Below are 14,090 nucleotides of genomic sequence, written 5' to 3' on the forward strand. Positions count from 1 at the left end.
TCCCGCATAGAAGGGCAGAGGCCAGGGGAAGCTCCTCCGACCTCTGCCCTGTCCCGGCCCTCAGCCCTGGGCGGGCGGCTCTCCGGCGTCCTCCGTCTGGCTCTGCCCTTCGGGGCGCAGCAGCGGGAACAGCAGCACGTCGCGGATGGAGTCGCTGTCCGTGAGCAGCATGGCGAGTCGGTCGATGCCGATGCCCAGGCCCCCGGCAGGCGGCATCCCGTACTCCAGCGCCAGCAGGAAATCCTCGTCCTGGGCGTGGGCCTCGTCGTCCCCGGCGTCACGGCGGGCCGACTGCGCCTCGAAGCGGGCGCGCTGGTCGAAAGCGTCGTTCAGCTCCGAAAAAGCGTTCGCCAGCTCGAAGCCCGAGCAGAACACCTCGAAGCGTTCGGTCAGGCCGGGGCGGGTGCGGTGCCCCTTGGCCAGCGGGCTGATGACCGCCGGGTGGTCCATCACGAAGGTCGGGTTGGTGAGCAGCGGCTCCACGAACTCGCCGAACAGCTTGTCGAGCAGCTTGTAGGCGGGAACGTCCTTCCACTGCGGAAAGTGGGCGTCGCTGAACTCGCGCAGGCGATCCAGGTCCAGGGGGTCGAAGTCCAGCCCCGGCACGTGTTCGCGCAGCGCCCCCACGTAGTCCACCCGCGCAAAGGGCGGCGTGAAGTCCAGCGTCTTGCCGCCGTACCCGAAGCGGTACGCCCCGTGCAGTTCCTGCGCCAGCCCGCTGAGCAGGTCCTCGACCAGCCGGGCGATATCGGAGTAGTCCACGTAGGCCCAGTACAGCTCCAGCATGGTGAACTCGGGGTTGTGGGTGCGGTCGATGCCCTCGTTGCGGTACACGCGCCCGATCTCGTAGATGCGCTCGAAGCCGCCCACCAGCAGCCGCTTGAGGTACAGCTCCAGGCTGATGCGCAACTTGAAGTCGTGCGAGAGCGCGTTGTGGTGCGTCATGAAGGGCCGGGCCTCCGCACCGCCCGCCGTGACCTGGAGGGTCGGCCCCTCCACCTCCATGAAGCCCCGCGCGTCCAATTCGTTCCTGATGTAACGGATGATGCGGCTGCGGGCCTGGAACTTCTGCCGCGCGCCCTCGGTCACCATCAGGTCGAGGTAGCGGCGGCGGGCGCGCAACTCCTCGTCCTGGAGGCCGTGAAACTTGCTGGGGAGGGGGTGCAGGCTCTTGACCAGCGGCTGCCAGGACGTCACCCGCAGCGTGAGTTGCCCGGTCCGCGTGACGAACGGAAAGCCCGTGACCCCGATGATGTCGCCCAGGTCGATCTTTTTGGTGGCGTCGAACTGCGCGGTGTCCTGCTTGCTGAAGTGCAGCTGAATGCGGCCGTGCTCGTCCGTGAGGTCCGCGAAGGCGGCCTTGCCCATGTGCCGCATCAGCGTCACGCGGCCCGCCAGCGCGTAGCTTTCCCCCGGCCATTCCTGTCCCGGCTCCAGCTTGCCGTCTGCGCCGGCGGGATGCGCGGCCAGCACGTCAGCGGCATGGTGCGTCTGCGGATAGCTGTAGGGATGCGTCTCGAACCCCGCCTCGTGCAGCGCGCCCTGGTTGTTCAGGCGGCTGACGGTCTGCTCGTGCAGGCCCGCGCGGCGGGGATCAGGGGTAGGGGCGTCACCAGACATGGGGGGAAGTATAGGGGGAGACAGCGGCCAGAACGTGGAGGGCAGAGGACACCCGGGCCTGCGCCCCCGGTCCCCTGCCCCGTGCAGTTGCGGTCAGTACTCGATGGTCTTGACCTTGTACTTCACCTGCTTGCCGTTTTCCAGATTCACGACGAAGGTCTCGCCCTTCTTACGGCCCATCAGTTCCTTGCCGACGGGGCTTTCCTCACTGATGCGCGGCAGCGAGCCGCCCAGGACCGTCGCCTCGGGGGCACTGACGACCTGCACCCGCATGTCCTTTTTGGTCGCCTCGTTCGCCAGGGTCACCACCGCGCCGAGTTCCACCCGGCCCGCGTTCTCGTGATCCTCGATGATGGTGGCGCGGGCGAGGGTGTCTTCGAGTTCCTCGATGCGCGCCTCGATGCCCAGCTTCTCGCGCTTGGCGTCCTCCAGGCCGGTGTCCTCGTTGTCGGCGCTGGTTTCCATCTGTTCCTGAAGAATGCGGGTCGCTTCCGCGAGGCGGGTCTGCTCCTGGTCGAGCGTCCGCTGAAGGCGCTCGAAGCCCTCGCGCGTGAGTTTGACTTGCCTGGTCGCCTGTACCACTTCTGACCTCCACTGCCGAATGCTCGGGAACTGCGTGCGGGGGATGGGGATAGGGAACGGATTTCTGAGAATCGGTGAGCATTCTGCCACAGGCGCGTTTCGGGGGCAACGAACTCCGCGCGCCCGACGCCGAGGGGTGCCTCCGAGGGGCCACCCCAGACACCGCGCCGGGGTCAGGGGGCCGCCCCTGCTCCGGCAGAGCGGGTCACGCGGGTGGTCAGCAGCACCAGGCCCGTGAGAACCAGCCCCAGCGCCGCCAGGGTGAGAGGCACCGCACCCCCCCCGAAGCGGGCGAACAACACCCCCAGCCCGGCAGGCGCCAGGACACCGCCCAGTGATCCGGCAACCAGCAGGTAGGGCACCAGCACCGCCGGGAGGCTGCGGGTCATCCAGGCCAGGGTGGTCCCGAAGACCGGACCCAGGGACACACCCGCCAGCACGTAGGCCAGCGGCGCGAGCGGCGGCAGCGTGGCGGCGAGGGCCGTCAGCGTGGCCAGCAGCGCCGCCGCCAGCACCAGCCGGGGCGCGGCGACACGCTCACCCAGCAGGCCGGTCAGGACGCGCCCGGCGGTCAGCCCCGCCCAGTAGCCGCTCAGGATCAGGGCGGGGCGGGCGTGGCCTCCTCCCTCCAGATGCCGGGCCAGCCACGCGCCGAAGCCCACTTCCAGCCCCACATACACACCGATCAACAGGGCGAACAGCACGAAGCTCAGGCCGGGCCGCGCGGCCGTGCCCGTCCGGTCCGGGGGCCGCAGGGCGGGCACGCCCCAGACCCGAGTGACGAGCAGGGTGCCGAGGCTCAGCGCCGCCACCACCAGAAAAGGCCACGCCAGCGAGCGCGGACCCAGCGCAAAGACCAGCAGCGGTGACAGGATGCTGCCCACACCGAACACCGCGTTCACGAGGTTCACGGCCCGCGTTCCGATGCTCGCGTAAGCAGCGTTCAGCGCGGCACTCACGCCGCCCAGCCCCAGCCCCCCCAGCAGCGCCCCGGCCACCGCCGCAGCCCAGGTGGGCGCCAGGGCCACTCCGGTCACGCCCGCGGCCAGGACCAGCGTGCTGCCCGCCACCACGGTCCGCAGGCTGACCCGCGTCAGCGCGGCTCCGGCCAGCGGCGGCGCGACCGCCGACCCCATAAAATGCGCGCTCGCCACCCAGCCCACCACCGCCGCCCCCACGCCGTACCGCTCCTGAAAGAGGGGAAAGGCCGCCCCATACATGGCCTGAAGCACGCCCAACGTGAGAAACGCCGCCGCCCCCGGCGCGAGCAGGGTGAAGGTCAGGCGCGGGGCGGCGGGAGGGGCACTCATCGGCCAGGGAGCGTACCACAGCCCGGAGCATGGCCCCGAGAGGTCCCCCGGTCGGCTGACCCCTCCACTTCGGGGCAGAGTGGCGTGCTGAGGACGGCGCGCAGGGGAGGGGCCGCCCCGGACACGCTGTCACGCTGTCCTTATTGGACGCGCCGCCCTATTTGGGCAAGAAGACCAGGCTGAACAGCCACTTGTTGTCCTTGCCATCCCGGGTCCACTCGTACCCGACGCTGGCCCCGACCAGGCTGGGCAGGGCCTTCACGCGGAACAGCACATCGTTGTAGAGGTCGGTCTTGTCGTCCTGCCAGTAGCGGACGACCCGGCTGCGGACCGCCCCCAGGCCGAACGCGCCCGGCTCGCCGGCGACGGGCAGGCGGTAGGTGATGCTGGCATTGGTTTCCTGGTAGCGCCCCAGGTTCAGGTCGGGAATCGCGACCTTGCCCGCCACGAACCGCTCGAAGTGCGAGGCGGCCAGCGTAAGGCCCGCCACCGGCGTGGTGTTCGCGTTGACCGAGAATTCCAGGCTGCCCTGCGCCTGCTTCTGCACCGGGAAGGTGTACAGGCGGACGGCGCTGCCGAAGCCCGCGTTCACCTTGCCGAAGGCCCGGCCATAGCCGCCGCCGATTTCCGTCTGACTGTAGGGCGCGGCCACGTCCCCCTGGAACGCCACCCCCACGTTGTTCAGGACACGGACGCGGTCCTGGGCGGCCGTGAAGGCGTAGCCGCCCGTGAAGCGGGAATAATAGCCGCTGCCCTGAAGTCGGCCGCTGTACTGCGTGCCCTTCCAGGGGTCGTGCGTGATTTCCAGCCTGGGGATCCCCACCGCCGCATTCAGGCCGTTGTCGAAGACGCCTGCGGCGAGCGTCGTGTCATTGCTGCGGGTGCTCAGGCCATATTCCCAGTACCTGGGGTGCTTCACGACCAGCAGACGCACGTCCTGCTGAAAAGGCAGCGGGAAGCCGCGCACGCCGAAGGTGACCCCGCCGTCGAGTCCCGTGACCACCTCGGCCCCCCCGAACCGCGAGAAGTAGTTGGCGGGCAGCCGGAGCGCCGGAGCCGTTGCGGCACTGCTCTGGGCAGCGGCGGCGGGGGCGGTGAGGGACAGGACGGCAGCACTGAGCTTGACGAGGTTGGAGACGCGGTTCGGCACCCCGGCATCCTGACGCCTTCGCGGCTCCTTTTGATGAACGCGCAGCTTGATGAACACGGGGTGGCCCGTCCGTCAGAAAGCGGGGGTCAGGTCCGGACGTTCACGATGGTCACGCCGTGTCCGCCCTGGTTCGCCTCGGCGTCGTGGAAGGACTCGACACGCTTGTCGGTCTTGAGGTAATCGCGCAACAGCCGCCGCAGCACCCCCTGACCCTTGCCGTGGACCACCCGCAGCGGCGTTTCCTTGAGGGCGTGCGCCTCGGTGATCGCGGTGCGCAGTTCCTCGACGGCCTCCTCGACCCCCAGGCCGCGCAGTTGCAGTTCCTTGTCGAAGGTGGTCGGCGCCGTGCCGAAGGAGGACCGCACCACCTTGGGCTTGGGGTCCTGTTTCAGCCGCACGTCGCGGCGTTTGACACCCACCTTCATCACGCCGAGTTGCACCACCAGGTCGTCGCCGCGCAGTTCCAGCACCTGCCCGGCCGCCCCGTAGGCGGGCACGTCCACCCGGCTGCCCACCCGGATGGGGTCGCCCCGGTCCTCGCGGGGGACTGGGGGCGCGGGCCTGGCCTTCTGGGCCGCCGTGCGCAGTTCGCGCAGTTCCTGCATCACGCGCGGGCGGGCGCTGTCCTCCTGGGCGCGGGCACGCAGGGTGCGGACACGCTCGATGGCGTCGGCATACAGCGTCTCGGCCTTCTGCGCGGCTTCCGCCAGCATCTCGTTGCGCCGCTGCTCCAGCGTTTCGCGCTCCTGCCGCACCCGCGCGAGTTCGGCCTCGGCCTCGCGGCGGGCGGCATCCGCCGTTCCGAGCTGCGTAGCGAGGTCGGCGCGTTCGCGTTCCAGGCCCTCCAGCATCCGTTCCATCAGGCCCGCGTCGGGGCCGAGCAGGGCCTCGGCGCGCGCCAGCACCTCGGCGGGCAGGCCCATGCGCCGGGCGATGGCGAGGGCGTAGCTGCGGCCCGGCTGCCCCACCTGAAGATGGTAGGTCGGGGCCAGGGTCGCCAGGTCAAAGCCCATGCTGGCGTTTTTCAGCCCCGGCGTCTCCAGCGCGAACAGCTTGAGGGGCGAGAGGTGAGAGGTGATGATGCCGCGCGCGTCCTGCGCCAGCAGCGTCTCGATCAAGGCCTGCGCCAGCGCGGCCCCCTCGTCGGGGTCGGTGCCGCTGCCCAGCTCGTCGATCAGGACCAGCGTGTCGGGTGCGGCGTGGCGCAGCACGAAGCGAAGGTGCTTGAGGTGAGAAGCGAAGGTGGAGAGGCTGGCCTCGATGCTCTGCTCGTCGCCGATGTCCACCAGCACGTCGCGCACCACCGGAAGTTTCGCGCTGGCGGCGGCCACGTACAGCCCGCACTGGTGCATCAGCACCGCCAGGCCCAGGGTCTTGAGGGTGGCCGTCTTGCCGCCCATGTTCGGCCCGGTGATCAGCAGGAGCCGAGTCTCACCCAGCCGGATGTCGTTGGCGACGGGACGCTCGATCAGGGGGTGGCGGGCTTCCCGCAGGTCGTAGGTGTCCCCCGGCACCGACTCCGGGCGGTTCAGCCGCCAGTCGCGGGCCAGGCGGGCCTTGGCGGCGATCAGGTCGAGTTCACCGATGGTGGCGAGGGTCATCGGCACGTCCGCGTCCGAGGCGAGCAGGCCGGACAGCTCGGTCAGGATGCGCCGGACCTCGGCTTCCTCGTCCAGGATCAGGCGGGTGAGTTCGTTGTTGAGCGGCGTGACGGCGGCGGGTTCGACGAAGTAGGTCTGCCCGGTGGCCGAGGCGTCCACGATGATGCCCTGGACCTGCCCCACCCGGCTGGCCTGCACCGGCAGCACGTAGCGGTCGCGGCGAATGGTGACGATGTGTTCCTGGAGCACGTCCGACCACTTCTCCAGCGTGGCGGCCAGCCGCTCGCGGATGCGGCCCCGCAGCGGCTCGATGCGCCTCCGCAGGTCGCGCAACCTGGGGCTGGCATCGTCGCGCACGCCGCCCTCGCGGTCCAGCGAACTCAGCACCCGGCGCACCAGTTCGCTGTGGTCGCCCAGCCCCAGGGCCACGTCCCGCAGCGGCCCACGCGAGTTGGCGTGGATGGCCCGCTTCACCGTCATCGCGCCGTCGAGCGAGTAGGCGGCGTTCAGCAGCTCCTGGCCCGACAGCACCCGGCCCTCAGCGGCCCGCGCGTGCAGGTCGCGGATGTCCTGAATACCGCCCAGACTGAGGCTGACGCCGAACAGGGCGTCTTCCACCTCGTCCAGCTCGCGGGCGATGCGGCCCGCGTCGTCGGAGGGCATCAGCCGCCGCGCCCGCTCTCCCCCGAGGGGCGTGGCGCTGCGCTCGGCCAGGGCGTCACGGATACGGGGGAAATCGAGGGCAGTCAGGGCGCGGGCATCGAACGGCATGTCAAGCAGGAGGATAACAACGCACCCGGCAGGGGAACGTGCGCCGGGTGGCTTAGCCGAACATTGACGAATACTGGCGAACAGGGCTGAAGCCGCCCGCCCACCTGCCCATGCGGGGCGCAGCGGTACACTGGAGGCTCAGGCGCGCAGGCCAGGCAGACCAGCCCAGGCAGAGCAGTACAGGCAGACCTTTCCGGGGGCCGAATCCGGTGGGAAGGCGGTACAGCACATGAGTCAGGCCCAGAAACAGGCTCAGCAAGCGGCCCTCCGGTCAGCCGAGACATATCAGCGGTATCTGGTGCCCGCCATGTTCGGGCCGTGGGCGCAGGTGCTTCTGACGCGGGCGGGCGTCCAGGCGGGTGAACAGGTGCTGGACGTGGCCTGCGGGACGGGCGTGGTCGCGCGGCACGCCGCCGAACTGGTGGGGCAGGAGGGGCGCGTGGCCGCCCTCGACCTCAATCCGGCCATGCTGGCGGTCGCCCGGACGGTCCCGGTCGCGCCAGGAGCGGAGATCGACTGGCAGGGCGGCAGTGCCCAGGCGCTCCCCTTCCCGGACGGGGCCTTCGACGTGGTCTGCTGCCAGCAGGGCCTCCAGTTCTTCCCCAGTCCGGCGCTCGCCCTGCGCGAGATGAGGCGGGTGCTGGTTCCCGGTGGGCGCGTGGCCGTGCTGGTCTCGCGGGCCATCGAGCACAACCCGCTGTACCACCGCCTGAACGAGGCGGCCCGGCAACGCCTGGGGGTCCCGGCCTACGCGGCGCCCTTCGCGCTGGGCGAGGCCGACCGGCTGCGGCTGCTCCTGACCGGGGCAGGCTTCCAGCGGGTCGAGGTCTGGCCGGAAGCCCTCCAGGTGCGCTTTCCTTTCCCGGAGCGGTTCGTGGCCCTCAGCCTTCAGGGGGCCGCCGCCGCCCTGCCCGCCTGGGCCGCCCTGGACGAAGCGGCCCGCGCCGAGCTGGCCGAACAGCTCCAGGCGGACGTGGCCGACTGGCTGGACACCCACACGGCGGGCGGCGAGCTGACAGACACCATGTCGGTCTTGCTGGCGCTGGGCTGGCGGTAGGGGGAACCTTCCCGCACGGGGGGTTCCCCGTTCGCCCGGCCTCTCCCCTGCTACCCTACCCGGCGTGAAATTCACGGTCCTCTCGACCAGCCTCGATCCCGTCAGCCGCAGCCGCTGGATGGCGGAGCTGGCGGCGGCGCAACTGCGGGCGGCGGGGCACCCGGTCACGCTGCTCGACCTGCGCGCGACGCCGCTTCCCCCGTTCGACAACAGCACCTGTTACGCGCACCCACACGCCGCCCTCTATTACGCGGCCATCCGCGAGGCGGACGGCGTCTTTCTGGCGGCTCCCGTCTACAACTGGGGCCTGGGGGCCGGGGCAAAGAATCTGGTCGAGCTGACCGGCAGCACCGACCCTGAGCGCGGCCTGCACGGCGCGTGGTTCGACCGGGTGGTGACCTTGCTGGTGTCGGGCGGCCTGGACCACGGCTACCTCAGCCACGGGGCCTTCGCCTTCGGGCTGATGACGGACTTTCGCTGCGTGGTGAACCCGCATTTCGTCTACGCGACCGGGGCGGCCTGGGCGGCAGACGGTGTGCCGGGCGAATGGCTGGCCGGGCGGCTGGCGCAGACCGTGGAGCGCGGCATGGACCTTTCGGAGCGGCTCAGGGACCGGGCCTACCGGTCGGTGTGGGAGGTATGACCGCCCGCGCGCCCCTCCTCCCCCCCACCGAAAAACCGCGCGTGCTGGTCGAGCACCCCGACTTCTACGTGGTCCACAAGCCCGCGCTGTGGCTGACCCATCCGGTGCGGGCGCGCGTTGACGTGCCGGACGTGCTGACCTTTATGCGCGCCGAGACGGGCGAAGCCGCCCTCGCGCCGCCCCACCGCCTGGACCGCGAGACGAGCGGCACGCAGCTGCTCTCGCGCGACCCGGACGCGGCCCGGCGCTTTTTCACCCTGTTCAAGGAACATCTGGTCGGCAAGACGTACCTGGCGGCCGTGCACGGCTCCCCTGCCTGGGAGCGGTACACGCTGGACGCGCCGCTGGGCGACCTGGGGCTGGGCGGGGCCAACAGGGTCGTGATCCGGCAGGCGGTCGTGCCGGACGGGCGATCCGCCGTGACCGACTTCCGGGTGGTGGAACGCCGGGCCGGCTTCACGCTGCTGGAGGCGTACCCGCGTTCGGGAAGGCTGCACCAGATTCGCGCGCACCTCGCGCACCTGGGCCTGCCGATGGTGGGTGACAAGATTTACGGGCGCGACCCGCAGGCCTTTCTGGACTTCATGGAAACGGGGCAGACCCCCGAACTCACGGCGCGGCTGCTGCTGCCCCGGCAGGCGCTGCATGCCGCCCGCATCGCCTTTCCCTGGTCGGGCGCACAGTTCGCGGCCTCCGCGCCGCTGGCCGCGGATCTGCGGGCGTTCTGGGCGGGGCTGGACGCGGGCCAACCCAGTGGAGAGTGACGGAGACAGCCCCCCGCTCTGCCCCCTTGTCTTTCTCTTAATCCCGAGTACACTGGTCAGGTATTGGGGGCAAAGGTGGACGAGCGAAACCTGAATGAACTGAAGCCTGGCGAGGCGGCGCACGTGGTGGCGCTGGACGCCCGGCATCCGCTGAGGCGCCGGCTGCTGGAACTGGGCTTCGTGCGGGGAGCGCGGGTGGCGGTGGTGCGCCGCGCGCCGATGGGCGACCCGGTCGAGGTGCGCGTCAACGGCACCGACCTGGCGCTGCGGGCGGCGGATCTGAGCGGCATCCGGGTGCGCGCATGACGGCCCTGCTGCCCCCCGCGCCTCCCCTGCTGGTGCCCGACGAGGCCACCTGCGCGGCCACCGTCGAGAAGCTGCGCGCCGCCCGCGAGCCGCGTGTGGTGGTCGTCGGCAATCCCAACGTGGGCAAGACCACCCTGATCAACGCGGTGGCGGGCACCCGCCTCAAGGTCGGCAACTGGTCGGGCGTGACCATCGAGAAGCGGGAAGCCCGGCTGACGCACGGGGGCCGCCCGGTCTATCTGCTCGACCTCCCCGGCGCGTACTCGCTCAGCCCGCACACCCCCGAGGAGCTGATTACCCGCACGGCCCTGCTGGACGAGGCCCCGGACGCGGTCATCAACGTGCTGGACGCGGGCAATCTGGAACGCAACCTCTACCTGACGCTGCAACTGCTGGACTTCCGGGTGCCGCTGGCGGTCGCGCTGAATCTGGTGGACGAGGCGCGCGACAAGGGCCTGACGGTGGACGCGGCGGCGCTCTCGCGCGCGCTGGGCGTGCCGGTGGTGGAAACGGTGGCGAGCCGGGGCCAGGGGACCGGGGCGCTGCTGGACCGGGCGCTCAGGGGGGCGACCCTGGGCATCGGCGTGCGCTACCCGGAGGCCATCGAGGCCACTGTAGACGACCTGATGGCGCGGATGGAACAGGTCCCCACCCTGCCGCCCCACGCGCACCGCTACCTCGCGCTGGCGCTGCTGGAAGGGGACCCCAGCGTGCGCGGACGGCTGGCGGCGACTGGACACACGGCCCTGCTGGACGCGGCGGACGCACATCTGGCCGCGCTGGACACACAAGGCGTGGACGCCCTGATCGAGATCGCGGAGGCCCGCTATGCTCGGGCGGGCGACCTGGCGCGGGTGGCGGTGCCGCAGGCGGAGGCGCGGCGCACCCTCAGCGAGCGGCTGGACCGGCTGGCGCTGCACCCCTGGCTGGGCATTCCGCTGTTCCTGGCGCTGGTGCTGCTGGTGTTCCGCCTGACCTTCAGCGTGGCCTCGCCCTTCGTGGACCTGATTGGCGGGCCGCTGCAAGACACGCTCAGCGGGTGGGCCGCCGCCGCGCTGGCGTGGTTCCCGCTGGGGCGCGATCTGGTGGTCGGCGCGATCATTCCCGGCGTGGGCACGGTGCTGAGCTTCCTGCCCACGCTGCTGGTGCTGTACCTCGCCATGAGCTTTCTGGAAGACAGCGGCTACATGGCCCGCGCCGCCTTCCTGATGGACCGGGCCATGCGCGGCATCGGGCTGGACGGGCGGGCCTTTATCCCGCTGATCCTGGGCTTCGGGTGCAACGTGCCCGCCGTGTACGCCACCCGCACACTGGAACGCCGCAGCGACCGCGTGCTGGTCAGCATGATTCTGCCCTTCATGAGCTGCTCGGCGCGGCTGCCGGTGTATGTGGTGTTTGCCGCCGCGCTGTTCCCGAGGTCGGGCAGCTGGCTGGTCTGGGCGCTGTACGTGCTGGGCATGGCGGTCGCGTTCGCCTTCGGGTTGCTGCTGCGCCGGACCTCGCTGCCCGCCGAGGGGGGCGGGGTGCTGCTGGAGCTGCCGCCCTACCGTTTCCCCGCCTGGAAGGTGCTGTGGAAGCACGCCTGGCGCCGCACCGCGAGCTTTGCGAGGCGTGCCCGGACGACCGTGCTGGCGACCGTCGCGGTGGTGTGGTTGCTGCTGGCGCTCCCGGCGGTGGCGGGCGGCAAGTTCGCCACCGTCGCACCGCAAGACAGCCTCTTCGGGCGGGTCAGCGAGGCCATGTCGCCCATCTTCGCGCCGCTGGGCTTCGGGAACTGGCAGGCGACCGGGGCGCTGGTCCCCGGCTTCGTGGCCAAGGAGGTCGTGGTGGGCACGCTGGGGCAGATTTACCTGGGTGAACAGGCCGCCGCCCCGGCTCCGGTGGGACTGCTGGCCGGCGCGCAGCAGGCGCTGGGGGCCACCTGGGAGGCGGTCAAGACCAGCGTGGCCGCGCTTCCGACCGTGGTCGCCCTGCCGCACCTGGGCGCCGACACGACCGCCGACGCGAAGACGCCGCTGGCCGCCGCGCTGGCGCGGGCCTTTACCCCGGCCAGTGCGCTGTCGTACCTCGTGTTCGTGCTGCTGTATACGCCGTGCATCGCCACCGTCGGGGCACTCGCGCAGGAGCATGGGCGGCGGACGGCGTGGGTGACAGTCGCGTATCAGCTGGCGATTGCCTGGGCAGCGGCCTTCCTGGTGTACCAGATCGCGGCGAGGTTGCTGTGATGCGGGGACTGCTGTGACCGCGCCGCTGGCCGCCATTCTGGGCGCGGTGGCGGGTGAGCCGCGCACCCCTACCGAACTGGCCCGCACGCTGGGCAGCAGCGAGGCGGCGCTCTCGGGGATGCTGCTCACCCTGCAAACGGGCGGCTATGTGCAGGAGGCCGCTCCGCAGACGGAAGGCTGCGCCTGCGGTCCCTGCGCCCTGAAAAGCATGTGCCGCAACGCGAACGGCGAGGCCGCGCCGCTGCACCTGCTGAAGCTCACGCCCAGGGGCGAGGCGTACCTCAAGCGGGTGCGCTGAGGGGAACGCGGGAGGGGCGGACCAGACTCACCGGCCCGCCCCTCCGCTCCGCCTCACACCACGATGCGCCGGAACGCGCCGTCCTCATCAGCGGCGGGAAGCTGGCCGTACATCAGTTCCTGCTCCACCACCCGCGCCACGTCCTCCCCGAGTTGCGCGGCGTTCCGTTCCTCACTTTCCAGCGGCTCGGCCACCACGTCGAAGCCGCGCAGGGCGTTCACGTCCTGATGACGCACCTCGACGCGCAGGGTGCCGCCCTCCACCTGCGGCGTGATGGTCAGGCCCTCGGGGTGGTCGTAGGTGAAGGCAGTGCGGAAGGCGGCCAGGGCGTCTTGCAGGTTCAGGCGTGGGGTCATGGGCGCAGTCTGACCGGCGTTTCCGGAAGGGAACTGCTGCCTTCACCACATCCCGGCGGGGGCGTGAAGGGTGGCTGAAGGGGCGGCTTATACTCGCCGCACATGACGACCTTCTCTTCCGCGGCCCCGCGCGTCAATCCGTGGGTGCTGTCCGCCTTCTGGTTCGGCACCGCCTTTCACTGGCTGCTGCTGCTGCTGATCCTGATGCCCGCCAACGTCGTACGTTTCGTGGGCGAGGGGCAAAAAGGGACATATCTGGGGGTTCTGACCGCCGTGGGTGCGGTGATGGCGCTGGTGCTGCCGCCCCTGATCGGCGCGCGCAGCGACCGCACGGGCAAGCGGCTCCCGTACATCCGCCTGGGCCTGGGCGTGAATCTGGTCGGCCTGGCGGTGATGGCGTTCGCGGCCTCGGCGCTGGGGGGCATGGGCGGCTTCTGGGTATATGTGCTGGGCTTCCTGCTGGTGCAGTTCGGAAACAACTACGCGACGGCGCCCTATAGCGCCCTGATTCCCCAGCTGGTGCCGCCTGAGCAGCGCGGACGCTACAGCGGCGTGATGGGGCTGCTCCAGGCGGTCGGGCAACTGCTGGGGGCGGTCACCGCCTTCGTGGTCGGACTGCTGCATCTGCCGGTGCTGGTGTCCTTCGCGCTGATCGCGCTGGTGCTGTTCGTTCCGGCGCTGATCACGCTGCGCGGCGTGCCCGCCGAGGTGGACCAGCCCGTGCAGGCGTCCGGCGGCCCCATCTTCTCGTGGCGGCAACTGTTCGCGTATCAGCCCTTCCTGTGGGTGTTCGTGACGCGGGTGCTGTTCGCGCTGGGGCAATACAGCGTGCAACCGTTCCTTCAGTACTACAACGTGGACGTGCTGCGGCAGCGGGACGCACAGACCAGCACCAGCATCATGCTCGTGTGCATCATCGTGGGGAGCATCGTCTCGGCGCTGATCGGGGGGCGGATCAGTGACCGGGTGGGCCGCAAGCCAGTGATCTATGTGGCGGGCACAGCGATGGCGGCCGCCGCGCTGCTGCTGCTGATCGCGCCGAGTTACCCGGTCGCGCTGGCGCTGGCGGTGTTCTTCGGCCTGGGCTTCGGCGCCTTTACCAGCGTGGACTGGGCGCTGGGCAGCGACGCCATGCCCAGCGCCAGCAGTTATGCCCGTGACATGGGCATCTGGCACGTGGCCTTTGTCGCGCCGCAGCTCTCCAGCGCGCCGCAAGGTGCGCTGCTGGACTGGGGCAACGCGCAGGGCGGGAACCTGGGCTACACCCTGGTCTTCGGCATCGCGGCGCTGTTCTTTCTGGCCGGGGTCATCCTGGTGCGGAACGTGCCGGAGGTCGTCCGCACCCGCGCTCACGCAACCTGACGGGAACCTTTAGACGGTGCCCGTTGTGCCAGAACGTGAGGCAGG

General features: G+C 70.6%; 13 protein-coding genes. 7 read left to right on the top strand and 6 right to left on the bottom strand.

Translation table 11 applies throughout. The annotated features are described in order from the left end of the window. Window positions 1-60: 60 nt before the first annotated feature. From lysS to DEIPH_RS08245, 5 genes are all read right to left on the bottom strand, one after another. A complete protein-coding gene (gene lysS / locus DEIPH_RS08225; RefSeq protein ID WP_034356611.1) occupies window positions 61-1,620 on the bottom strand; it encodes a lysine--tRNA ligase in 1,560 nt (519 codons plus the stop codon). A gap of 93 nt (window positions 1,621-1,713) precedes the next feature. Beyond that, complete coding sequence (locus DEIPH_RS08230) at window positions 1,714-2,202, bottom strand: GreA/GreB family elongation factor (protein WP_034356613.1); 489 nt, start codon at window positions 2,200-2,202, stop codon at window positions 1,714-1,716. Between the two features lie 173 nt (window positions 2,203-2,375). Further along, window positions 2,376-3,512 (bottom strand): MFS transporter, encoded by a 1,137-nt coding sequence (locus DEIPH_RS08235; RefSeq protein WP_034356616.1) that lies wholly within the window; start codon window positions 3,510-3,512, stop codon window positions 2,376-2,378. A 157-nt stretch (window positions 3,513-3,669) separates the two neighbouring features. Continuing rightward, window positions 3,670-4,662 (bottom strand): hypothetical protein, encoded by a 993-nt coding sequence (locus DEIPH_RS08240; RefSeq protein WP_235183201.1) that lies wholly within the window; start codon window positions 4,660-4,662, stop codon window positions 3,670-3,672. A gap of 86 nt (window positions 4,663-4,748) precedes the next feature. Continuing rightward, entirely contained in the window at window positions 4,749-7,034 is a 2,286-nt protein-coding gene (locus DEIPH_RS08245) for an endonuclease MutS2 (protein WP_200868165.1), read from the bottom strand. 229 nt (window positions 7,035-7,263) lie between these two features. Between DEIPH_RS08245 and DEIPH_RS08250 the strand changes: the two genes are divergently transcribed. The 6 genes from DEIPH_RS08250 to DEIPH_RS08275 all read left to right on the top strand — a co-directional run bounded on the left by DEIPH_RS08250 (window position 7,264) and on the right by DEIPH_RS08275 (window position 12,327). After that, the gene (locus DEIPH_RS08250) at window positions 7,264-8,091 is read left to right on the top strand and encodes a class I SAM-dependent methyltransferase (protein ID WP_051517245.1); all 828 of its coding nucleotides are present in this window, start codon (window positions 7,264-7,266) and stop codon (window positions 8,089-8,091) included. A 64-nt stretch (window positions 8,092-8,155) separates the two neighbouring features. After that, window positions 8,156-8,734: an NADPH-dependent FMN reductase gene (locus DEIPH_RS08255; protein ID WP_034356622.1), complete on the top strand. Its 579-nt coding sequence runs from the start codon at window positions 8,156-8,158 to the stop codon at window positions 8,732-8,734. Beyond that, the gene (locus DEIPH_RS08260) at window positions 8,731-9,498 is read left to right on the top strand and encodes an RluA family pseudouridine synthase (RefSeq protein WP_034356625.1); all 768 of its coding nucleotides are present in this window, start codon (window positions 8,731-8,733) and stop codon (window positions 9,496-9,498) included. The genes DEIPH_RS08255 and DEIPH_RS08260 overlap by 4 nt, the downstream gene beginning before the upstream one ends. Before the next feature lie 75 nt (window positions 9,499-9,573). After that, window positions 9,574-9,804 carry a FeoA family protein gene (locus DEIPH_RS08265; RefSeq protein ID WP_034356875.1) on the top strand — a complete coding sequence of 77 codons (231 nt, stop codon included), beginning with the start codon at window positions 9,574-9,576 and terminating at the stop codon, window positions 9,802-9,804. Next, on the top strand, window positions 9,801-12,029 hold the full coding sequence (gene feoB / locus DEIPH_RS08270) for a ferrous iron transport protein B (RefSeq protein WP_034356628.1): 2,229 nt from the start codon (window positions 9,801-9,803) through the stop codon (window positions 12,027-12,029). The genes DEIPH_RS08265 and feoB overlap by 4 nt, the downstream gene beginning before the upstream one ends. Before the next feature lie 13 nt (window positions 12,030-12,042). Beyond that, window positions 12,043-12,327 (top strand): helix-turn-helix domain-containing protein, encoded by a 285-nt coding sequence (locus DEIPH_RS08275; RefSeq protein WP_034356631.1) that lies wholly within the window; start codon window positions 12,043-12,045, stop codon window positions 12,325-12,327. 53 nt (window positions 12,328-12,380) lie between these two features. Here the strand turns inward: DEIPH_RS08275 and DEIPH_RS08280 are convergent, their stop codons facing one another. After that, complete coding sequence (locus tag DEIPH_RS08280) at window positions 12,381-12,683, bottom strand: hypothetical protein (RefSeq protein ID WP_034356634.1); 303 nt, start codon at window positions 12,681-12,683, stop codon at window positions 12,381-12,383. A 102-nt stretch (window positions 12,684-12,785) separates the two neighbouring features. Between DEIPH_RS08280 and DEIPH_RS08285 the strand changes: the two genes are divergently transcribed. Then, the gene (locus DEIPH_RS08285) at window positions 12,786-14,045 is read left to right on the top strand and encodes an MFS transporter (RefSeq protein WP_034356637.1); all 1,260 of its coding nucleotides are present in this window, start codon (window positions 12,786-12,788) and stop codon (window positions 14,043-14,045) included. Window positions 14,046-14,090: the final 45 nt, after the last annotated feature.

This window comes from Deinococcus phoenicis (genome assembly GCF_000599865.1).
GTDB lineage: Bacteria > Deinococcota > Deinococci > Deinococcales > Deinococcaceae > Deinococcus > Deinococcus phoenicis.